General features: G+C 58.5%; 24 protein-coding genes. 21 read left to right on the top strand and 3 right to left on the bottom strand.

Annotated elements, in window-relative coordinates; translation table 11 throughout:
• Window positions 1-918, bottom strand: a complete 918-nt coding sequence (locus tag QMK50_RS07965; protein ID WP_320332899.1) for a putative 2-dehydropantoate 2-reductase — start codon at window positions 916-918, stop codon at window positions 1-3.
• 144 nt (window positions 919-1,062) lie between these two features.
• Between QMK50_RS07965 and QMK50_RS07960 the strand changes: the two genes are divergently transcribed.
• Together QMK50_RS07960 and QMK50_RS07955 are read left to right on the top strand one after the other, a co-directional pair.
• Window positions 1,063-1,548, top strand: a complete 486-nt coding sequence (locus QMK50_RS07960; protein ID WP_095165697.1) for a YajQ family cyclic di-GMP-binding protein — start codon at window positions 1,063-1,065, stop codon at window positions 1,546-1,548.
• A gap of 136 nt (window positions 1,549-1,684) precedes the next feature.
• Window positions 1,685-2,521 carry a mechanosensitive ion channel family protein gene (locus QMK50_RS07955; RefSeq protein WP_095165695.1) on the top strand — a complete coding sequence of 279 codons (837 nt, stop codon included), beginning with the start codon at window positions 1,685-1,687 and terminating at the stop codon, window positions 2,519-2,521.
• A gap of 247 nt (window positions 2,522-2,768) precedes the next feature.
• Here the strand turns inward: QMK50_RS07955 and QMK50_RS07950 are convergent, their stop codons facing one another.
• Window positions 2,769-4,067 (bottom strand): OprD family porin, encoded by a 1,299-nt coding sequence (locus tag QMK50_RS07950; protein ID WP_095165693.1) that lies wholly within the window; start codon window positions 4,065-4,067, stop codon window positions 2,769-2,771.
• A gap of 910 nt (window positions 4,068-4,977) precedes the next feature.
• Here QMK50_RS07950 and QMK50_RS07945 point away from each other — a divergent pair.
• Entirely contained in the window at window positions 4,978-5,403 is a 426-nt protein-coding gene (locus tag QMK50_RS07945) for an HIT domain-containing protein (protein ID WP_320334501.1), read from the top strand.
• Window positions 5,404-5,406: 3 nt separating this feature from the next.
• Window positions 5,407-5,613, top strand: coding sequence for a SlyX family protein (locus QMK50_RS07940; RefSeq protein WP_095165691.1), 207 nt, complete (start codon window positions 5,407-5,409; stop codon window positions 5,611-5,613).
• A 95-nt stretch (window positions 5,614-5,708) separates the two neighbouring features.
• On the opposite strand, the gene QMK50_RS07935 is transcribed toward QMK50_RS07940, so the two are convergent.
• Complete coding sequence (locus QMK50_RS07935) at window positions 5,709-6,314, bottom strand: cold-shock protein (protein WP_320332898.1); 606 nt, start codon at window positions 6,312-6,314, stop codon at window positions 5,709-5,711.
• Window positions 6,315-6,694: 380 nt separating this feature from the next.
• Between QMK50_RS07935 and QMK50_RS07930 the strand changes: the two genes are divergently transcribed.
• The 17 genes from QMK50_RS07930 (at window position 6,695) to queC (ending at window position 20,483) form a co-directional block, all read left to right on the top strand.
• Window positions 6,695-7,168 carry a Dps family protein gene (locus QMK50_RS07930; RefSeq protein WP_095165688.1) on the top strand — a complete coding sequence of 158 codons (474 nt, stop codon included), beginning with the start codon at window positions 6,695-6,697 and terminating at the stop codon, window positions 7,166-7,168.
• A 294-nt stretch (window positions 7,169-7,462) separates the two neighbouring features.
• A complete protein-coding gene (locus QMK50_RS07925) occupies window positions 7,463-7,798 on the top strand; it encodes a ribbon-helix-helix domain-containing protein (RefSeq protein WP_095165686.1) in 336 nt (111 codons plus the stop codon).
• Window positions 7,799-7,975: 177 nt separating this feature from the next.
• On the top strand, window positions 7,976-8,197 hold the full coding sequence (locus tag QMK50_RS07920; protein WP_010457489.1) for an FmdB family zinc ribbon protein: 222 nt from the start codon (window positions 7,976-7,978) through the stop codon (window positions 8,195-8,197).
• 107 nt (window positions 8,198-8,304) lie between these two features.
• Window positions 8,305-10,080: an aspartate--tRNA ligase gene (gene aspS / locus QMK50_RS07915; protein ID WP_095165685.1), complete on the top strand. Its 1,776-nt coding sequence runs from the start codon at window positions 8,305-8,307 to the stop codon at window positions 10,078-10,080.
• Window positions 10,081-10,193: 113 nt separating this feature from the next.
• Window positions 10,194-10,940, top strand: coding sequence for a YebC/PmpR family DNA-binding transcriptional regulator (locus QMK50_RS07910; RefSeq protein WP_095165683.1), 747 nt, complete (start codon window positions 10,194-10,196; stop codon window positions 10,938-10,940).
• 190 nt (window positions 10,941-11,130) lie between these two features.
• Window positions 11,131-11,655, top strand: coding sequence for a crossover junction endodeoxyribonuclease RuvC (ruvC, locus tag QMK50_RS07905; protein WP_008147379.1), 525 nt, complete (start codon window positions 11,131-11,133; stop codon window positions 11,653-11,655).
• A gap of 119 nt (window positions 11,656-11,774) precedes the next feature.
• Window positions 11,775-12,386 (top strand): Holliday junction branch migration protein RuvA, encoded by a 612-nt coding sequence (gene ruvA, locus QMK50_RS07900; protein ID WP_320332897.1) that lies wholly within the window; start codon window positions 11,775-11,777, stop codon window positions 12,384-12,386.
• Complete coding sequence (gene ruvB / locus QMK50_RS07895) at window positions 12,387-13,448, top strand: Holliday junction branch migration DNA helicase RuvB (RefSeq protein ID WP_095165677.1); 1,062 nt, start codon at window positions 12,387-12,389, stop codon at window positions 13,446-13,448. It abuts the gene before it with no gap.
• A 136-nt stretch (window positions 13,449-13,584) separates the two neighbouring features.
• Complete coding sequence (gene ybgC / locus QMK50_RS07890) at window positions 13,585-14,052, top strand: tol-pal system-associated acyl-CoA thioesterase (protein ID WP_095165676.1); 468 nt, start codon at window positions 13,585-13,587, stop codon at window positions 14,050-14,052.
• Window positions 14,042-14,737 (top strand): protein TolQ, encoded by a 696-nt coding sequence (tolQ, locus tag QMK50_RS07885; RefSeq protein WP_034149144.1) that lies wholly within the window; start codon window positions 14,042-14,044, stop codon window positions 14,735-14,737. Before ybgC ends, tolQ begins: the two co-directional genes overlap by 11 nt.
• Window positions 14,738-14,760: 23 nt before the next feature.
• Window positions 14,761-15,213 (top strand): protein TolR, encoded by a 453-nt coding sequence (gene tolR / locus QMK50_RS07880; RefSeq protein WP_162530237.1) that lies wholly within the window; start codon window positions 14,761-14,763, stop codon window positions 15,211-15,213.
• Window positions 15,213-16,292: a cell envelope integrity protein TolA gene (gene tolA / locus QMK50_RS07875; protein WP_095165674.1), complete on the top strand. Its 1,080-nt coding sequence runs from the start codon at window positions 15,213-15,215 to the stop codon at window positions 16,290-16,292. The genes tolR and tolA overlap by 1 nt, the downstream gene beginning before the upstream one ends.
• Window positions 16,293-16,309: 17 nt before the next feature.
• Window positions 16,310-17,590 carry a Tol-Pal system beta propeller repeat protein TolB gene (tolB, locus tag QMK50_RS07870; protein ID WP_174244593.1) on the top strand — a complete coding sequence of 427 codons (1,281 nt, stop codon included), beginning with the start codon at window positions 16,310-16,312 and terminating at the stop codon, window positions 17,588-17,590.
• A 52-nt stretch (window positions 17,591-17,642) separates the two neighbouring features.
• The gene (gene pal, locus QMK50_RS07865) at window positions 17,643-18,140 is read left to right on the top strand and encodes a peptidoglycan-associated lipoprotein Pal (protein WP_003178634.1); all 498 of its coding nucleotides are present in this window, start codon (window positions 17,643-17,645) and stop codon (window positions 18,138-18,140) included.
• Between the two features lie 6 nt (window positions 18,141-18,146).
• Window positions 18,147-18,974: a tol-pal system protein YbgF gene (gene ybgF, locus QMK50_RS07860; RefSeq protein WP_320332896.1), complete on the top strand. Its 828-nt coding sequence runs from the start codon at window positions 18,147-18,149 to the stop codon at window positions 18,972-18,974.
• 167 nt (window positions 18,975-19,141) lie between these two features.
• Window positions 19,142-19,789: a 7-carboxy-7-deazaguanine synthase QueE gene (queE, locus tag QMK50_RS07855; RefSeq protein WP_095165669.1), complete on the top strand. Its 648-nt coding sequence runs from the start codon at window positions 19,142-19,144 to the stop codon at window positions 19,787-19,789.
• Between the two features lies 1 nt (window position 19,790).
• Window positions 19,791-20,483 (top strand): 7-cyano-7-deazaguanine synthase QueC, encoded by a 693-nt coding sequence (gene queC / locus QMK50_RS07850; RefSeq protein WP_159997625.1) that lies wholly within the window; start codon window positions 19,791-19,793, stop codon window positions 20,481-20,483.
• The last annotated feature ends 11 nt before the right edge of the window (window positions 20,484-20,494 follow it).

Genomic DNA, 20,494 nt, shown 5'->3' with positions numbered 1-20,494 from the left:
TCAGTCGCTGGGCAATCCGCGTGTGCGCAGGTGGGTCATCAGGCGCTGCTGCAGCTGGTTGAGGTGTGGCAGCACCAGTTGGTGGCGTGTGGCGACCTCGCAGGCGTGGCCCAGCAGGTAGCTGATTTCGGTGCGGCGCTGGTTGGCCACGTCCTGGTACATGGACGAGTAGTTGGCTGCGGTGGCCAGGATCACCCGTTCGACTTCCTGCTGCAGGTCTTGCGCCGCCGCGGGCTGGCCACAGCGTTCGAGCAGCTGGGCAAGTTCGCTGCACAGGGTGGCGACTTCGCACTGGTGCTGCTGCAGGCCGCCATTGCGGCAATCGTGGAGCACCGTCAACGGATTGATCGCACAGTTGAGCGCCAGTTTGCGCCACAGCCGGGTCAGGATGTCCACGCTCCAGGCATGGGGGATGCCGGCGGCATCAAGGTCGTCGAGCCAGATCGGTGCCACTGGGTGGCTGCTATCGCCGAGCCAGGTGTAGCCATGGCCGGCGAACACCACCCGCCAATCGCCATCACGAAACGCGCCTTCGGTACTTGAGGCAAAAATACAGCGCGCCTGGGGCACCCGTGCGGCGACGGCGTCCTGGCTGCCGAGGCCGTTCTGCAGCAGGATCAACTCGGCGTCAGGGGTCAGGCGATGGGCCAGTTGCGCGACGGCGGCCTCGGCGTCGTAGGCCTTGCAAGCCACCAGCAGGCGCTCGATCGGCGCGTCGTTGTCGAGGGTTTCGGCCGGCACCGGATAACGCTGGGCCTGGCCCTGTTCCACCAGGGTCAGGCCGCCGGCCGCCTGATATGCCTGCAAGCGTGCCCTATCGCGCACGATCAACCGCACCGGCAGGCCGGCGCGCGCCAGGCGAGTGGCCCACAGGGTGCCGAGGCTGCCTGCTCCGAGGATATGCCAGGTGGTCGACATCAGTTTTGTGCTCTGATTGGCAGGTGCATGTGCGGCTCGCAGATTCGAATGGGCAAGACCCGTTATAATCAGCGCGGATTTTAACCGCAAGCCAGGCGTGCACCTGAGTTATTGTGCGCGGCCATTTTTTATTGGAGAGATTACATGCCGTCGTTCGACGTGGTATCCGAACTGGACAAACACGAAGTCACCAACGCGGTCGAAAACGCCGTCAAGGAACTCGACCGTCGTTATGACCTGAAAGGCAAAGGCAGCTTCGAGTTCAAGGAAAAGGACCTGACCGTCAACCTGACCGCCGAGGCCGACTTCCAGCTCGAGGCGATGATCGAGATCCTCAAGCTGGCACTGGTCAAGCGCAAGATCGACGTACAGTGCCTTGAGGTCAAGGACGCCTACGCCTCTGGCAAGCTGGTGAAGCAGGAAGCCGTCCTCAAGGAAGGCATCGACAAAGAGCTGGCGAAGAAGATCGTGGCTCACGTCAAGGACGCCAAGCTCAAGGTCCAGGCTGCCATCCAGGGCGAGCAGGTACGCATCACCGGCAAGAAGCGTGATGACCTGCAAGATGCGATCGCCGCATTGCGCGCCAAGGAATTCGGCATGCCGCTGCAGTTCAACAACTTCCGCGACTGATCAGTCATCGGGGAACCTCTCGGCGTAATTGACGTCCGAGGCCCAAGCAACAGCAGAAATGATTGAGCCCTGAACGGTTCGATCTTTCTGCTGCTTGGTTTTTAAGTGCCGGGTAGCCGGGAATCAGGAGAGAAAGATGGATTTGAATGCTGAAGTGGACAACCTGGTCAAGGCTTCCCAGGCCTGGATCCCGATGATCATGGAATACGGCAGCCGGGTGCTGCTGGCGGTCCTTACCCTGGCCATTGGCTGGTGGTTGATCAACAAGCTGACCCACAAGGTCGGCAAACTGCTGGCGCTGCGCAATGCCGACCTGGCTTTGCAGGGGTTTATCAGCAGCCTGGCGAACATCGTCCTCAAGGTACTGCTGGTCGTCAGTGTCGCGTCGATGATCGGTGTCGAGACCACCTCCTTTGTCGCTGCCATCGGTGCCGCAGGCCTGGCCATTGGCCTGGCGTTGCAAGGCAGCCTGGCGAACTTCGCCGGTGGGGTGCTGATTCTGCTGTTCCGCCCGTTCCGTATCGGCGACTTCATTGAAGCCCAGGGCACGGCGGGTACTGTCGACAGCATCCAGATCTTCCACACGATCATCCGTACTGGCGACAACAAGACAGTCATCGTGCCTAACGGCGTGCTGTCCAACGGCATCATCACCAACACCAACCGTCAGTTGACTCGCAAAGTCGTGTTCGATGTGGGCGTGGACTACGAAGCGGACCTGCAGAAGGCGCGTGCCGTACTGCTGGAACTGGCCAAGGACGCGCGGGTACTGGCCGATCCTGAGCCGGTGGCCGTGGTTTCGGTCCTGGGTGACAGCTCGATCACATTATCGCTGCGAGTCTGGGTGAAGACCGCAGACTACTGGGATGTGATGTTCCACTTTAATGAACACTCCCGTGATCGCTTGAAAGCGGCGGGTATTGATATTCCGTTTCCACAACGCGTGATTCGAGTAGTTCAAGAAACTGCGTAAAGTAAAAGCTCTACAGCTTGGCTTGCTGGTCAGGCAGTGAGTTAGAACCCAAGGGGCGATAAACCCCTTGGGTTTTTTTATATCGGTAGTTTGCAAATAGAGTGGCTGCTTACTATTAGCTTGCTACTCAATTGCTCTTGATGAATGTTCGCTCTTGTCATCAAGTTGCAATAAAAAAGCCCCCCACCTTTTCAGGTGAGGGGCTTTTATTTGAGCCAGGCTCAAGACGCTAGGCAATAACCACTGATTACAAAATGTTCAGAGGGTATTCAGCGATGATACGCACGTCGTTGTTGTCGGCGGTGTATTCAGCGTTGTAAGCGTTGTTTGCACGGTAGATTGCGCTACGCAGACGCAGGGACAGATCCTTGGCCGGACCTTCCTGGAACACATACTTCGTTTCGAAGTTGAATTCGTGTTCCTTACCTTCGGAACCGCCAGCGGTATCGATGTTGTTACCGTAGACATAACGGGACATGAAGCTCAGGCCAGGCACGCCGTAGGTGGCCATGTTCAGGTCATAACGAGCCTGGTACGACTTCTCGTCCTTGCCGATGAAGTCGGAGATCTGGATGGAGTTGGCTACGAAGATCGTGCCGTTACCATCAACGCCGTACAGGTAGTTGGTGTCACCGGAGGACTGCTGGTAGCCCAGGGTGAATTTGTGCGCGCCCAGGCTGTAGGCAGCTGCCAAGCTCCACAGTTTGTTGTCCAGAGGGCCGTACAGCGCTGCGCCCTGGTCTTTGGTCTTGTAGGCGTTCAGGTCGAAGTTCAGCGACTGATCGTCATTGATCGGCAGGGTGTAGTTGGCGTTGATGTATTGCTTCTTGAAGTAGTCGTCTACGTCGGAAGCAGCAAAGCCGGCTACGAAGTTATCGGTGAACTGGTAGGTAGCACCACCGATGTTGGCGCTGGTCAGGCCAGGAGTGTGTGCACCGTTGATGCTGTCCTTGCCCATGCCAGTCTGCGAGCTCAGCGCAGTCAAGCGACCCAGGTTGACTTCCAGGCCCTTGATTTCTTTACTGGTGATGATGGTGCCTTCAGCAACTTCTGGCAGCAGGCGGCTGTCGTCAGTCGAGAAAACCGGGCTGGCAACGAATTGACGGCCGTATTTCAGAGTGGTGTCGGAGAGACGGAACTTGATTGCCGCGCCGCTTTTCGATTGGGTATCTTCCGGGTTGCCATCGCTGTCGCGGGCAAACAGACCGTTACCAGCACGACCTGCACCGCCATCAAGCTTGGCAGTACCCATTACCATGGCGTCCAGACCTACGCCGATGGTGCCTTGAGTGAAGCCGGACTCGTAGGTAATCAGTTCGCTGATACCGGTGTCCTGACGATAGCCGCTCTTGTAGCCGCCACCTGGCTTGGCAATGTTGCCAGCACCGTTACGGAAGTCGCGGTTCATGTACTCGATACGAGTCTTGGCTTTCAGACTTTGGTCTTCAATAAAGCCTTTGGCTTCGTCCTGGGAGGACGCGATTGCGAACTGCGAGGTGCCTGCTGAAACAGCCAGTGCGATCATGCTCCACTTCATCACGCGCATCGTGATTTGCTCCTTTGGTTTTTTTGAAGAGTTCTGCCGTCCCACCTGTTTTTTTATCTGGGCGGCTCTTTCTTTTTGTGTCGGCGCAAACTTATATCACGCCGACAATGTTGGCGATACTTGCGCTTTCAACCTTTCAGCTTCTTTACGGCCCTGTCGCAATATGCGCGTTGGAGGTCGTATTTTTGCAAAATCTGTGCATTCGGACTGACAACTTCAGCGTTGTTTTACAAGGCTTGTACGTCAGAAAAAGTGTCCTTGTCTTGCACTTGAATCTCCGTGGGCTTCCGTGCCGCTATTGTTATGGGTCTAAAGGGTTCCACTTCCAGCGGACGCCTTATAGACGATGTGGGAATGAATGCAACAAGCGTGCACAAATCGGCTTTTTGCCTGCGTTTTTTTCTGAAACGCCCGTTTTAACTCACAAAACCGAATAAACACGGGGTCTTCGAGACCGTTTTGTTTGCGCTTGACTCCGTAGCTCATCTGGTGTTGCACCATGACTGTGCATGGGTGAGAACCCAAAATGTTACCGGTTCACCCTTTGGGGTGTGTAAACGGCGGATGCTCGGAGAAATCAGCTTAGACGTGGATGGAATTTTTGCCGGTTTTTTTTCGGCATTTGCATGGGCTTCACACTTTTGCCGAGGTTGGCCCGGGTCCAGGAGGGGGGGGCGCTGTTGGGGCTGCACGGCGGTAGTTCCTTCATGGTGCGTGCAGATGGCAAATGTCCTGTGCTGGGGCGTTTACCGGGTAGGGAGCCCCACGGCGTCTGGTTTTACGCGTGTGGCGCTGATTTTTCGCCGTGAACCGTATCGGGTTCGCGGGTATGCTGCGCATGTATGGCCGGCGCAGCAGCCTCGAGGGCTGGCGCCAGGCCCCAATCATCGACTATGCAGGAGTGCCCGCGGTGTTTGCTTTGGATTCACGACTTGAACAAGACACCCTGACCATTGGGGATTTCCCGCTCAGCCGCTTGCTGTTGTCCAATGACTCGAATTATCCCTGGTTCATCCTGGTTCCGCGCCGTGCGGATATCAGTGAGTTGTTTCAGTTAGAGGCGGCCGATCAACAGCAGTTGTGGCGGGAAACAACACTGTTGGCCGAAACACTCAAGGATTCGTTCGACGCCGACAAGTTGAATGTGGCGACCTTGGGTAATGTGGTCAGTCAGTTGCACATGCATGTCATCGTGCGTAAACGTGAGGACGCTGCCTGGCCGGCTCCGGTCTGGGGCAAGCACCCGGCACGCCCCTATACCGCCGAGCAAGTGGCGGCGATTCGTGAGCGGCTGCGTCTGGTGTTGAGCGATGGTTTCATGTTTCTGGAGGGTTGAGTCATGAGCCTGGAAGAGCGCGTTATGGACCTGGAAAGTCGCCTGGCGTTTCAGGATGACGCCATCGAGGCGATGAATGATGTGTTGGTGACCCAGCAGCGGGTTGTCGAGCGACTGCAGTTGCAGATGAGCGCGCTGCTCAAGCGTCAGGAAGAAATGGCCGGCCAGTTCGAGACGTTCGAAGAGGACGCGCCGCCGCCGCACTATTGAGTGTCAGTGGCCAATACCGATTGGCAGGCAATAAAAAACCGCGAGCAGCTGGGCTGTATCGCGGTTTTTTTTTCGAGCGGGTAACGAGGTCGGGATCAGCGACGCGGCAGGGCCGCGATCACGTCTTCCGCTTGCAGGCCTTTATCCCGGTTCATCACCGAGAACTCCACGCGCTGGCCTTCGACCAAGACGCGGTGACCCTCGCCACGAATGGCGCGAAAGTGCACAAAAATATCATCCCCGGAGTCGCGGGAAATGAAACCGAAACCCTTGGAGGTGTTGAACCACTTCACGGTGCCGGTATCCCGGTTGGTCATGTCGTAGTTCTGATGAGTCGCGGCAGCGGGTGAAGACTTGTAGAAGCTGGTGCCCAGATGCAGCAGGACTGCGACCAATGCAACGATCAGGCTGAACAGCACCGCGGGGTGACCGCCGATTTCCGGCATCGGTGCCAGCAGGGTCAGGGTTTGCAGGACAACGGCAAGCACCAGTAAGGCGCTGACCAGGTTTTGCAGTTGATGGCGAGGACCTTTGTTCCAGTACGGGATCACCGGAGCGAGGGTCAGGTTGAGCAGACCGAAGAACGCCAGGTACAGCGCGTCAGGTTGTTGCAGGTAAGGTACGGCTTCGGTTCGCAAGCTAGGAATGAAGGACAACAGCAAAGCTGCTGCGCCCGTTAGCAGGTGGACGATTTTCAACATTTTAATTGACTCACGTTAAGACGGATCGCAAGGAAGAGCTGATTGAGTACGGTTCGCTTCTGAACAATGGGAGGCGGTGGACACGCACCCGGTATCAGCCTATGCACAGCACGCGGGGAAATAGCGGCAGTGACACGGCGTCTATTTAACAGCAAAGACCGTACCTTCTCAAATCAGCGCGGAGGGCGCGTGCTCCGGGGTGGCCGGCGATTTGCACGAGGGCGTCGGGCGGTGGTGGCCGAAGGCTTGTTTTAGACGCTTCAAGCCGTATTTACGGACGTCGATCGGTCATCACCGGCGCGACCGGCACAGAGCCGGGACTCTTGCTACAGTGAGGGCGCACCTGTGCAACGGACTTCATCACCGACAAGGGGAACAGCATGGCAATTGATATTGGTATCAGCGAGACGGATCGCAAGTCCATCGTCGATGGGCTTTCGCGCTTGCTGTCGGACACGTATGTGCTCTATCTGAAAACCCATAACTTCCACTGGAATGTCACAGGGCCGATGTTTCGTACCCTGCATTTGATGTTCGAAGAACAATACAACGAGTTGGCCCTGGCCGTGGACCTGATTGCCGAGCGTATTCGTGCATTGGGTTTTCCGGCCCCTGGCGCCTATTCAATCTACGCGCGACTTTCTTCCATTAAAGAAGAGGAGGGGGTGCCCAGCGCCGAAGAGATGATCCAGCAACTTGTCCAGGGGCAGGAAGCGGTCACCCGTACAGCACGCGGGATATTCCCGCTGCTGGAAAAAGTCAGCGACGAACCCACCGCAGATCTGCTCACGCAACGCATGCAAGTTCATGAGAAAACTGCCTGGATGCTGCGCTCGCTGTTGGACGGCCAGTAGTCCCTGCCTGGCTGATGGTGTCGGCTTGTCGGCACCATCAGCGTGGGGTGTCGTGCCCGGACCTATGAAAGCTCCCGGGTGTTGATGGCGCGTTTCCCAGGCTCTTGCGGGACTCTTCCTGCGCCATCTTTCCGTTTCGTTGTTGCACGTAGGGGAGTGTTAATAGTCTTGTTGCTGCTGTCGGCTTGTCCTACATCAGTGGTTATAAAGGCATATGGAAATATGTTTTTGCTTACGTTTTTATAGCGACACGGAGCGTTGTTATAAATGGAATGGCAAAGGAGTGTCAGTTATATGATTGGAATCTTAGCGTCAGAAGCCGATGAAGTTGCTAGGCCTCAGGATATAAAGATTGATCCCTTCGTTCGTGAGTTTGACATGGGCCTGGCACAGCCGCAGGCCAGGTCGGTGCGCTTGAATGGGTTCGCCACCTGCCTGCGGCTGGAGCAGGTCTACTGGAATATCCTGGGCAGTATTGCGAGGAATAATTGCTGTTCGGTCAACGCCTTGCTGTCCCGGGTTGATCGCGAAGTACATCTGCGTCATGGCGGGGTGAAGAACTTCAGTGGCCTGGTCCGGGTGATGTGTGTAGTGCACAGCTTGAACCAGGGTGCTGTGGGCGTTGAATGACGCAGGGGTGTCGGGGCAGGACGGCCGGCACGCCCAAGTGCCGGCCGTCCATCTGCCCCGGATGCGGTCCCTGTGCAGCGTTACGGCTGCACAGGCTCGATTTAATCGATATAATCCCGCTCTTTGCCGCCAAACCCATTGTTTGCGCGGGATGAACCTGATCGCCGAGACAACCCCATGCCGATGTACGACTATCAATGTGCTTCCTGTGGTCATCAGTTGGAAGCCATTCAGAAGATCAGCGCAGCACCGTTGGTCGACTGCCCTGCCTGCCAGGCACCCGAACTGAAAAAAATGTTGTCGATGCCGGGCTTCCGCCTGAGCGGTACCGGTTGGTACGAAACCGACTTCAAGACCGGGTCGAAGAAGAATCTGGCCGGTGGCGACAAAGCTGACTAAGTTGAACGACACACCGAGCTCTTGCATTATCTGGCACTTCATTCAAGTGCGGCGGTGCAGCAAGACCTCCCATCGAATTTCGAATTACGAGAAGTGAAACCACTACCATGATGCGCAGCCATTATTGCGGCCAACTGAACGAAAGCCTGGAAGGTCAGGAAATTACCCTTTGCGGATGGGTCCATCGTCGTCGTGACCACGGCGGGGTGATTTTCCTCGATATCCGTGATCGTGATGGTCTGGCCCAAGTGGTATTCGATCCGGATCGCGCCGAGAGCTTCGCCGCCGCCGATCGCGTGCGCAGCGAATACGTGGTCAAGATCACCGGCAAGGTACGCCTGCGTCCGGCCGGTGCCACCAACGCCAACATGGCCTCGGGCATGATCGAAGTCCTGGGTTACGAGCTTGAAGTGCTGAACGAAGCGGAAACCCCGCCGTTCCCACTCAACGAGTTCTCCGACGTCGGCGAAGAAACCCGCCTGCGTTATCGCTTCCTCGACCTGCGTCGCCCGGAAATGCTCGAGAAGCTGCGTCTGCGTTCGCGCATGACCACCAGCATTCGTCGTTTCCTCGACGAGAACGGCTTCCTCGACGTCGAGACGCCGATCCTGACCCGCGCGACGCCAGAGGGCGCTCGTGACTATCTGGTCCCGAGCCGTACCCACGCCGGTTCGTTCTTTGCGTTGCCGCAATCGCCACAGCTGTTCAAGCAACTGCTGATGGTCGCTGGCTTCGACCGCTACTACCAGATCGCCAAGTGCTTCCGTGACGAAGACCTGCGCGCTGACCGCCAGCCGGAATTCACCCAGATCGACATCGAAACCAGTTTCCTCGATGAAAACGAGATCATGGGCATCACCGAAAAAATGATCCGCAACCTGTTCAAGGAAGTGCTGGATCTGGAATTCGGTGAATTCCCGCACATGACCTTCGAAGAAGCCATGCGCCGTTACGGTTCCGACAAGCCGGACCTGCGTAACCCGCTGGAACTGGTAGACGTTGCCGACCAGCTTAAAGAAGTCGATTTCAAAGTCTTCAGCGGCCCGGCCAACGATCCGAAATGCCGGATTGCCGCACTGCGCGTTCCTGGTGCAGCGAGCATGCCGCGCAAACAGATCGACGACTACACCAAGTTCGTCGGCATCTACGGTGCCAAGGGCCTGGCGTACATCAAGGTCAACGAGCGCGCCAAGGGCGTCGAAGGCCTGCAGTCGCCTATCGTCAAGAACATTCCTGAAGCTAACCTCAATGTGATCCTCGATCGCGTTGGCGCAGTTGACGGCGACATCGTGTTCTTCGGTGCCGACAAGGCCAAGATCGTCAGCGAAGCCCTGGGTGCGCTGCGGATCAAGGTTGGTAACGACCTGGACCTGCTGACCTGCAAGTGGGCACCGATGTGGGTTGTCGACTTCCCGATGTTCGAAGAGAACGACGACGGCAGCTTCACCGCCTTGCACCACCCGTTCACCGCACCGAAGTGCACGCCGCAAGAGCTGGAAGCCAACCCGGCGACCGCGCTGTCGCGTGCCTACGACATGGTGCTCAACGGCACCGAGCTGGGTGGCGGTTCGATCCGTATCCACCGCAAGGAAATGCAGCAATCGGTATTCCGCCTGCTGGGTATCAGCGAAGAGGAACAGGAAGAGAAATTCGGCTTCCTGCTGGACGCCCTGAAGTACGGCGCACCGCCCCACGGCGGCCTGGCCTTTGGCCTGGACCGTTTGGTGATGCTGATGACCGGCGCCCAGTCTATCCGTGAAGTGATCGCGTTCCCGAAAACCCAGAGCGCGGCATGCGTGATGACCCAGGCCCCGGGCCTGGTGGATGCCAAGGCTCTGCGCGAGCTGCACATCCGTTTGCGCGAGCAGCCAAAGGCTGAGTAAGGCTGGCCACCCTGGCGTATCCGTGGATACGCCAGGGGTCAGATCCAGCGTGTATTGCCCGCTCGCCTTCCAGGGTGTGCGGGCATTGTTTTAAAGAGAATTCGGAGCGAGTTATGGCGGGTCATTCCAAGTGGGCGAACATCAAGCACCGCAAAGAACGTCAGGATGCCAAGAAAGGCAAGATTTTCACCAAGTGGATTCGTGAGCTGACAGTCGCGGCCCGTCAGGGCGGCGGCGATCCTGGCTCCAACCCACGGCTGCGACTGGCCCTGGACAAGGCCCTGGGCGCGAACATGAGCCGTGACATCATCGATCGCGCCGTGGCCCGTGGGGCTGGCGCTGCCGACACCGATGACATGGTCGAACTGAGCTACGAAGGTTATGGCCCCGGTGGCGTGGCGGTGATGGTCGAGTGCATGACCGATAACCGCAACCGCACGGCGGCGGCGGTTCGACACGCCTTCAGCAAGTGTGGCGGCAACCTGGGCACGGATGGCTCGGTGGCTTACCTGTTCGAACGCAAGGGGCAGATCTCCTTTGCCCCGGGTATCGACGAAGACGCCTTGATGGAAGCCGCGATGGAGGCTGATGCCGACGACGTGGTGACCAACGAAGACGGTTCAATCGACGTATTCACCTCGTTCGCCGGTTTTTATGCCGTGCGCAACGCCCTGGAAGCGGCGGGCTTCAAGGCCGATGATGCGGAAATCGTGATGCTGCCAACCACCAGTGCCGAACTGGACCTGGAAGGCGCCGAGAAGGTGCTCAAGCTGATCGACATGCTCGAAGACCTGGATGACGTGCAGAACGTCTATTCCAATGCGGACATCCCCGAGTCGGTGGCCCAACAGCTCGGCTGAAGGGCGACGCAGATCTAGTGTGGGAGTCGGGCTTGCCCGCGATGACGTCGGCAGGCTCGACATTGATGTTGAATGTTCTACCGCTATCGCGGGCAAGCCCGGCTCCCACAGGGTTCTCGGTAGGGCTACAAAATGTGCATCCGGCACAACCTGCTCTATGCTGGCCTCACTCTCTTAACCCGCAGGCGTTATGACATTAATTCTTGGTATCGACCCCGGTTCACGCATTACCGGTTATGGCGTGGTGCGCGATACCGGTCGGGGCTGCGTGTATGTGGCGTCGGGTTGTATTCGCACCGGCAGCGGTGAGTTACATGAACGGTTGCAAATTGTTTATCGCGGCGTGCGTGAGGTGATCCAGACCTACGGTCCTGTGACCATGGGCATCGAGAAGGTCTTCATGGCCCGCAACGCCGACTCCGCGCTGAAGCTCGGCCAGGCCCGTGGCGCGGCGATTGTCGCGGGGGCCGAAGAGAGCCTGGAGATCGCCGAATACACCGCTACCCAGGTCAAACAGGCGGTCACCGGTACCGGTGCAGCCAACAAGGAGCAGGTGCAGATGATGGTCATGCATATGCTCAAGCTCACCAGCAAACCGCAAATCGATGCCTCGGACGCCCTGGCCATTGCCATTTGCCATGCCCATACCCGCTCCAGCCTGTTGCCCCATGGGCTGGGGACGGCGCGCAGTCGTGGCGGTCGCCTGCGCCTGTGATCTGATAGCATCCACCCACGAGATTTTATTGGTTGAGCGATTTGCGCCTGGACTGTCGGCGACCTCGCTCACTTTGCTCTTCGAGCGCCTGATCTGGCTAACGCTTAAGGATTTGAAACGTGATTGGACGTTTGCGCGGCACCTTGGCTGAGAAACAGCCGCCGCACCTGATACTGGATGTCAACGGCCTGGGCTATGAGCTGGAAGTGCCGATGACCACCCTCTATCGACTGCCGTCGATCGGAGAGCCGATAACCCTGCACACCCATTTGGTGGTGCGCGAAGATGCCCAGTTGCTTTATGGTTTCATCGGCAAGCGTGATCGGGACTTTTTCCGCGAGTTGATCCGCCTCAATGGGGTCGGTCCGAAACTGGCGCTGGCGTTGATGTCGAGCCTTGAAGTCGATGAGCTGGTGCGTTGCGTGCAGGCCCAGGACACTTCGGCGCTGACCAAGGTGCCGGGTGTCGGCAAAAAGACCGCCGAGCGCTTGCTGGTGGAACTCAAGGACCGCTTCAAGGCCTGGGAAGCCGTGCCGAGCATGTTTGCCCTGGTGCCGAACCAGCCTGATAGCCCGGCGCAACCGGTGGCTTCGGCGGAGAATGACGCGGTCAGCGCGCTAATCTCCCTGGGCTACAAGCCGCAGGAAGCCAGCAAGGCGATTTCCGCGATCAAGGAGAAAGGCTTGAGCAGTGAAGACCTGATTCGTCGTGCCCTGAAGGGAATGATCTAAGTGATTGAAGCTGATCGTCTGATTACCGCCACCGGTGGCCCGCGTGACCGCGAAGAAGTCCAGGATCGGGCCATTCGTCCGGTCAGCCTGGCCGAATACATTGGCCAGCCGACCGTTCGCGAGCAGATGGAGCTGTTCATCCAGGCGGCGCGCGGGCGCAACGAATCCCTGGACCACACGCTGATCTTCGGTCCGCCGGGCCTCGGTAAAACCACGCTGGCCAACATCATCGCCCAGGAAATGGGCGTGTCGATCAAAAGCACCTCGGGCCCGGTCCTGGAGCGCCCCGGCGACCTGGCGGCACTGCTGACCAACCTCGAACCCCATGACGTGCTGTTCATCGATGAAATCCATCGCCTGTCGCCGATTGTCGAGGAAGTGCTGTACCCGGCCATGGAGGACTTCCAGCTCGATATCATGATCGGCGAAGGCCCGGCGGCACGCTCCATCAAGCTCGACCTGCCGCCGTTCACTCTGGTGGGGGCGACCACCCGCGCCGGCATGCTGACCAACCCGCTGCGCGACCGCTTCGGCATCGTCCAGCGCCTGGAGTTCTACAGCACCGCCGACCTGGCGACGATCGTCAGTCGTTCGGCCGGTATCCTCGGACTGCCGCTGGACCCTGAAGGGGCGTTCGAAATCGCCCGCCGGGCCCGCGGCACGCCACGTATCGCCAACCGACTGCTGCGGCGGGTGCGGGATTTCGCCGAAGTCCGGGCCAAGGGCCACATCACCAAGCCGATCGCCGACCTGGCGCTCAACCTGCTGGACGTCGATGAGCGTGGTTTCGATCACCAGGACCGGCGTTTGCTGCTGACCATGATCGAGAAGTTCGATGGCGGCCCGGTGGGGGTCGACAGTCTGGCTGCGGCCATCAGTGAAGAGCGGCACACCATTGAAGACGTACTGGAGCCGTACCTGATCCAGCAGGGCTACATCATGCGCACTCCCCGTGGGCGGGTAGTGACCCGGCATGCTTATTTGCACTTTGGCCTGAACATTCCGACGCGCATGGGTGAAATGCCCGCAGTAGACGCATTTCTGGATGCAGTGGACGATTAATGACGGTCTGCGCCGATTTATTCGGGTTTTGTGTGGTCCTAGGTGGCTGGCGAACCCTTGTTTGGCAGCAAAGGCGCAGAAGAATGAAAAACAGTTGCCTGGCTGGATTGGCAACCTGAGGAGTAAGCACTAGAGTATGCGCGCGCAAAACGGGCTAGAGTCGTTCGCACATCGTTGTCGCGTTTATTACGAGGACACCGATGCTGGCGGCATCGTGTATTACGTTAATTACCTCAAGTTTATGGAACGGGCTCGGACCGAGCGGCTACGTGAGTTGGGCTTTGCCCAGTCACAGCTGGCAGGCGAGGACCTGTTGTTTGTCGTGCATTCCAGCGAAGCGCGCTACCACGCGCCGGCGCGACTGGACGACGAGCTTGTGGTAAGTGCTGAAGTAATCGAATTGAACCGTGTCAGCCTGCGCTTCAAGCAGCAGGTCAGGCGAGCCGCGGATAATGCACTGCTCTGCGAAGGGCAGTTTTTGGTGGCCTGTGTGCGCACCCATAGTTTGAAACCCCGGGCCATTCCCGAAGCTCTACGTGCGGCCTTTGCCGACGTGAGCGGCGCGGGTACACACTCAAAGCAGGAGATAAAGCGTGGAAGCTAACGTCGTCGACCATTCCTCCATGTGGAGCCTGGTTAGCAATGCCAGTATCGTGGTGCAACTGGTAATGCTGACCCTGGTAGCCGCATCGGTGACCTCATGGATCATGATCTTTCAGCGCAGCAACCTGCTGCGTGCCGGTCGACGTGCCCTGGAGAGCTTCGAGGAGCGCTTCTGGTCGGGTATCGACCTGTCCAAGCTGTACCGTCAGGCGGGCAGCAACCCTGATCCGGATTCGGGCGTCGAGCAGATCTTCCGTGCCGGCTTCAAGGAGTTCTCCCGTCTGCGCCAGCAACCGGGTGTGGATCCGGAAGCAGTCATGGAGGGCGTTGCCCGTGCCATGCGCGTGGCTATTTCCCGCGAAGAAGAGAAGCTCGAGCAGAGCCTGCCATTCCTCGCCACCGTTGGTTCGGTCAGCCCGTACATCGGCCTGTTCGGTACCGTCTGGGGCATCATGAACTCCTTCCGCGGCCTGGCCACTGCCCAGCAAGCGACCTTGGCCACCGTGGCCCCGGGTATCGCCGAGGCACTGATCGCCACCGCCATCGGCCTGTTCGCCGCCATTCCGGCCGTCATTGCGTACAACCGCTTTGCCGCGCGCAGCGAAACCCTGATCAGCCGCTACTACACCTTCGCCGATGAATTCCAGGCGATCCTGCACCGTAAAGTGCACACCAGCGAAGAATAAGCAGGTATTTCCCAATGGCTTTAATCGCTCGAGCTCGCAAAAAGCGCAAGCCGGTCGCCGAGATGAACGTAGTACCTTACATCGACGTGATGCTGGTACTGCTGGTCATCTTCATGGTGACCGCGCCGATGCTCAATCAGGGCGTGAAAGTTGATTTGCCCAAGGTTTCCAGCGAAGCCTTGCCGCAAGACAACAACACCCAGGTCCTGACCATTTCGATCAAGGCTGACAAGACCTACTACTGGAACCTTGGCAGCGAAGTCGACACCGAGAAGCAGCAGGACCGGGCAATGACCCTGCCGCAGATGACTGATGCGGTGACCAAGATCATTCGCGCCGGCAACGAAGGTGGCAAGCACACCCAAGTGTTCATTCGTGGCGACAAGACCGTCGACTACGGCGCCGTCATGGGCGCGATGGGTGGGTTGCAGAAAGCCGGAGTCGGTAACGTTGGCTTGATTACCGAGGCGCCCTGATGCAGCAACAGCGAGAGCCAACAGCCTCGGAAAGCTACTTCTGGCCTAGTGTCTGGGCAATTGGCTTGCACGTGCTGGTGTTCGGCATGCTGTTCGTCAGCTTTGCCTTTACCCCGGAGCTGCCGCCGGCCAAACCGATTGTCCAGGCGACCCTGTACCAGTTGAAATCGAAAAGTCAGGCGACCACCCAGACCAATCAGAAGATTGCGGGTGAAGCGAAGAAATCCGCTGCGCGCCAGACCGAAGTCGAACAGATGGAGCAGAAGAAGGTCGAGCAGGAAGCGGTGAAGGCTGCGGAACAAAAGAAAGAAGAGGCGGCTCAAAAGGCCGAGGAAGCCAAGAAGGCCGACGAGTCGAAGAAAGCCGAAGAAGCGAAAAAGGCTGATGAAGCCAAGAAAGCCGATGAAGCAAAGAAGACCGCCGAAGCCAAGAAGGCAGAAGAGAAACAATTGGCTGATATAGCCAAGAAGAAAGCCGAAGAAGAAGCCAAGAAGAAAGCTGAAGAAGAGGCCAAGAAAGCGGCCGCTGAAGAAGCGAAGAAGAAAGTAGTCGAAGACGCGAAGAAAAAAGCCGCGGACGACGCCAAGAAGAAAGCTGAAGCGGACGAGGCGAAGAAGAAAGTCGCCGATGATGCGAAGAAGAAAGCTGCTGCCGATGCTGCGAAGAAAAAATCGCAGGAAGCGGCACGTAAATCCGCCGAAGAGAAAAAGGCTCAGGCCCTGGCAGATTTGCTTTCCGACACGCCGCAGCGTCAGCAAGCCTTGGCCGATGAACGAGGCGATGAAGTCGCGGGTAGTTTCGACGACCTGATTCGTGCACGTGCAGCGGAAGGCTGGGCGCGTCCTCCTTCGGCACGCAAGAACATGACGGTCGTGCTGCAAATTGGCATGTTGCCCGATGGTACGGTGACTTCGGTCACGGTAGCCAAGTCCAGTGGCGATGGTCCGTTCGACAGCTCGGCTGTAGCAGCGGTCAAGAACATTGGACGTTTGACAGAAATGCAGGGAATGAAGCCGAGCGATTTCGCTCCCTATCGTTCATTCAAGATGACATTCACACCTGAGGATCTAGCCTTGTGAGAAACCTTCTTCGAGGAATGCTTGTCGTTATTTGCTGCATGGCAGGGATAGCGGCGGCGGATGAAAAGAACATTCTGGTCACCAGCGGCAGTGATCGGGCGACCCCGATCGCGGTAGTGCCGTTCGGCTGGCAGGGCGGCAGCGTGCTGCCGGACGACATGGCGGAAATCATTGGTAACGATTTGCGCAACTCGGGTTACTACTCGCCGATTCCCAAGCAGAACATGATCAGCCAGCCGACCCAGGCCAGCGAAGTCATCTACCGCGACTGGAAGGCCCTGGGCGCCCAGTACATCATGGTCGGCAGCATTGTTCCGGCCGGCGGTCGCCTGCAGGTGCAGTACGCCCTGTTCAACGTCAACACCGAGCAGCAAGTGCTGACCGGCAGCGTTTCCGGCGGCGTTGACCAGTTGCGCGACATGGCGCACTACATTTCGGACCAGTCCTTTGAGAAGCTGGTGGGCATCAAGGGCGCGTTCTCGACCCGTCTGCTGTACGTGACGGCCGAGCGTTTCTCCGAGAAGAACACTCGCTACACCCTGCAACGCTCGGACTATGACGGTGCGCGTGCAGTGACCCTGCTACAGTCCCGCGAGCCGATCCTGTCGCCGCGTTTTGCCCCCGATGGCAAGCGTATCGCCTATGTCTCCTTCGAGCAGAAGCGTCCGCGGATCTTCATGCAGAACATCGACACTGGTCGTCGTGAGCAGATCACCAACTTCGAAGGCCTCAACGGTGCTCCAGCCTGGTCGCCGGATGGTTCGCGCCTGGCGTTCGTACTGTCCAAGGACGGTAACCCGGACATCTACGTGATGAACCTGGGGTCGCGCCAGATCACCCGCGTGACTGCAGGGCCTGGCATCAACACCGAACCGTTCTGGGGCAAGGATGGCTCGACCATCTACTTCACCTCCGACCGTGGCGGCAAGCCGCAGATCTACAAGACCAGCGCCAGTGGCGGCGGTGCCGAGCGCGTAACCTTTATCGGCAACTACAACGCCAACCCGAAATTGTCGGCCGACGAAAAGACTCTGGTGATGATCCATCGCCAGCAAGGTTTCACCAATTTCAAGGTGGCGGCCCAGGATTTGCAGCGCGGTAGTGTAAAAATCCTAACTGATAGCACTCTGGACGAGTCGCCTACTGTTGCGCCCAACGGCACCATGGTAATCTACGCCACCCGCCAGCAGGGCCGGGGAGTCTTGATGCTCGTGTCCATCAATGGACGCGTAAGGCTCCCGCTTCCTACCGCACAAGGCGAAGTCAGAGAACCTTCCTGGTCCCCTTACCTGAACTGACGCGGCGCTATACGTTGTACTTAACACATTGGGGTTCATTAGGAGTTTCACGATGGAAATGCTGAAGTTTGGTAAGTTTGCTGCGCTGGCCCTGGCCATGGCTGTAGCTGTAGGTTGCTCGTCCAAAGGCGGCGACAACGCCGGTGAAGGCGCTGTTGATCCAAACGCTGGTTACGGCGCTAACACTGGTGCTGTTGACGGCTCCCTGAGCGAAGAAGCTGCTCTGCGCGCAATCACCACCTTCTACTTCGAATACGACAGCTCGGACCTGAAGCCAGAAGCCATGCGCGCTCTGGACGTTCACGCCAAAGACCTGAAAGCAAACGGCGCTCGCGTTGTTCTGGAAGGCAACACCGACGAACGTGGTACTCGTGAGTACAACATGGCACTGGGCGAGCGTCGTGCGAAAGCCGTTCAACGCTACCTGGTACTGCAAGGTGTTTCCCCAGCTCAGCTGGAACTGGTTTCCTACGGCGAAGAGCGTCCAGTTGCTACCGGCAACGACGAGCAGTCCTGGGCTCAAAACCGTCGCGTCGAACTGCGTAAGTAATTCGTCATGCGAACGTGCCGTCGTGCTGTAACTGTCCTGGCTCTCAGCCTCGCGCCATTGCTGGCGTGGGCTGCGGTTCCTGTGGTCGATAATGATTCCGGTTATAACAATAGCGGGAGCAGTTATCCGCCTGCGGGTTACGGTACGAACGGCGCCTATGCCGGGGGAGGGGTTTCGGCCCCTGTCTCGGCACAGGGCGAGCTGTTCAACCAACTGCAACAGATGCAGGAACAGATCGCGCGCCAACAAGGCGTGATTGAAGTTTTGCAAAATGATGTTTCGCGCATGAAGCAAGAATCCCTGGAGCGATACCAGGATCTTGACCGGCGCATAGGATCGGGCGGTGCACCCGCTGCGGCTCCTGAAAATTCTCCAGCCGGTGGCAATAGCGCCGTCGGTGCTGCTGCAGGTGCGGGCGCTGCGGCGCAAGCCCCTGCCGCCAGCAGCGAACCGGGTGATCCAGCGAAGGAAAAGCTCTACTACGATGCTGCCTTCGACCTGATCAAGGCCAAGGACTTCGACAAGGCCAGCCTGGCTTTTGCCGCGTTCCTGCGCAAATACCCGAACAGCCAGTACGCGGGCAATGCCCAATACTGGCTGGGTGAAGTGAACCTGGCCAAAGGTGATCTGCAAGGCGCCGGCCAGGCTTTCGCCAAGGTTTCGCAGCTGTATCCCAAGCACAACAAGGTGCCGGACTCGCTGTACAAGCTGGCCGATGTCGAGCGTCGCCTGGGGCACGCCGACAAGGTCAAGGGCATTTTGCAGCAGGTGGTCAGCCAGTATCCTGGCACCTCCGCCGCGCAGCTGGCCCAGCGTGATCTGCAGCGCATGTAAGGCAGTTTGACCCGTGTTTCAAGAAACCCGCGCTTGTCGCGGGTTTTTTCGTTAGAATTCACGCCCTTTTTAGCAACACCGCTTTTTGGGATCTGCGCGTTGGCGGGGTTCCATCAAGTGCCTGACGGAGGCGGACAGCCTGTTTAGCTGTTACGCCCGTGGCGACTATGCAAGATACATTGAGAATTACCGAAGTTTTTTACTCGTTGCAGGGTGAAACGCGCACTGCCGGGCTGCCCACTGTTTTTGTGCGCCTGACCGGTTGCCCGTTGCGTTGCCAGTACTGCGACAGTGCCTACGCCTTTACCGGCGGAACAGTGCGACCACTCGACGAGATCCTCGAGCAGGTGGCCGGTTTCCGCCCGCGTTATGTCTGTGTGACCGGCGGCGAGCCGCTGGCCCAACCTAACGCCATCCCTCTACTCAAGCAGTTGTGTGACGCCGGTTACGAAGTGTCGCTGGAAACCAGTGGTTCCATCGACATCTCGGCGGTAGATTCGCGGGTCAGCCGCGTGGTCGACCTGAAGACCCCGGGCTCGAAGGAAGCACACCGTAACCGCTACGAGAATATCGAGCTGCTGACGTCCAACGACCAGGTCAAGTTCGTGATCTGTTCCCGCGAGGACTACGACTGGGCTGTCTCCAAGCTGATCCAGTACGGTCTTGACCGGCGGGCCGGTGAAGTCCTGTTCTCACCGAGCCATCACGATCTCAATGCACGTGACCTGGCGGACTGGGTAGTTGCCGACAACCTGCCAGTGCGCTTGCAATTGCAACTGCACAAATATCTTTGGAACGACGAGCCGGGGCGCTGACATGACTGAACAACTGAATACTGTAGAAAAGCGTGCGGTCATCCTGCTGTCCGGAGGCCTGGACTCGGCGACCGTGGTGGCCATGGCCCGTGCCGAAGGCTACAGCTGCTACACCATGAGTTTTGACTACGGCCAGCGCTCCCAGGCCGAATTGCACGCCGCTGCGCGGGTGGCCCGGGACCTGGGGGTGGTCGAGCACAAAGTGATCGGCCTGAACCTGAACGGCATCGGCGGCTCGGCCCTGACCGACAGCAGCATCGATGTGCCAGAGACCCCGGGTGAAGGCATCCCCGTGACGTATGTGCCGGCTCGCAACACGGTGTTCCTGTCCCTGGCCCTGGGCTGGGCCGAAGTGCTGGGCGCGCGGGACATCTTCATTGGGGTCAACGCCGTGGACTATTCGGGTTACCCGGATTGCCGTCCGGAGTTCGTCGAGGCTTTCGAGCGCATGGCCAACCTGGCGACCAAGGCCGGGGTCGAGGGCAATGGCTTCCGCATCCAGGCTCCGCTGCAAAACCTCAGCAAGGCGCAAATCGTCGAGGCTGGCGTCAAGCTGGGGGTCGACTATGCGCTGACCGTTTCCTGCTATCAGGCGGACGATCAAGGCCGTGCCTGCGCCAAGTGCGACAGCTGCCGCCTGCGTGCTGAAGGCTTCGCAGCAGCCGGAATCAGCGACCCAACCAACTATTTTTGATTTATTTTCAC

Origin of the sequence: Pseudomonas sp. P5_152, from assembly GCF_033989915.1 — a bacterium.
Lineage (GTDB): Bacteria > Pseudomonadota > Gammaproteobacteria > Pseudomonadales > Pseudomonadaceae > Aquipseudomonas.
The sequence above is the reverse complement of the archived record's forward strand: the minus strand, read 5'-3'. Positions and strand labels throughout refer to the sequence as shown.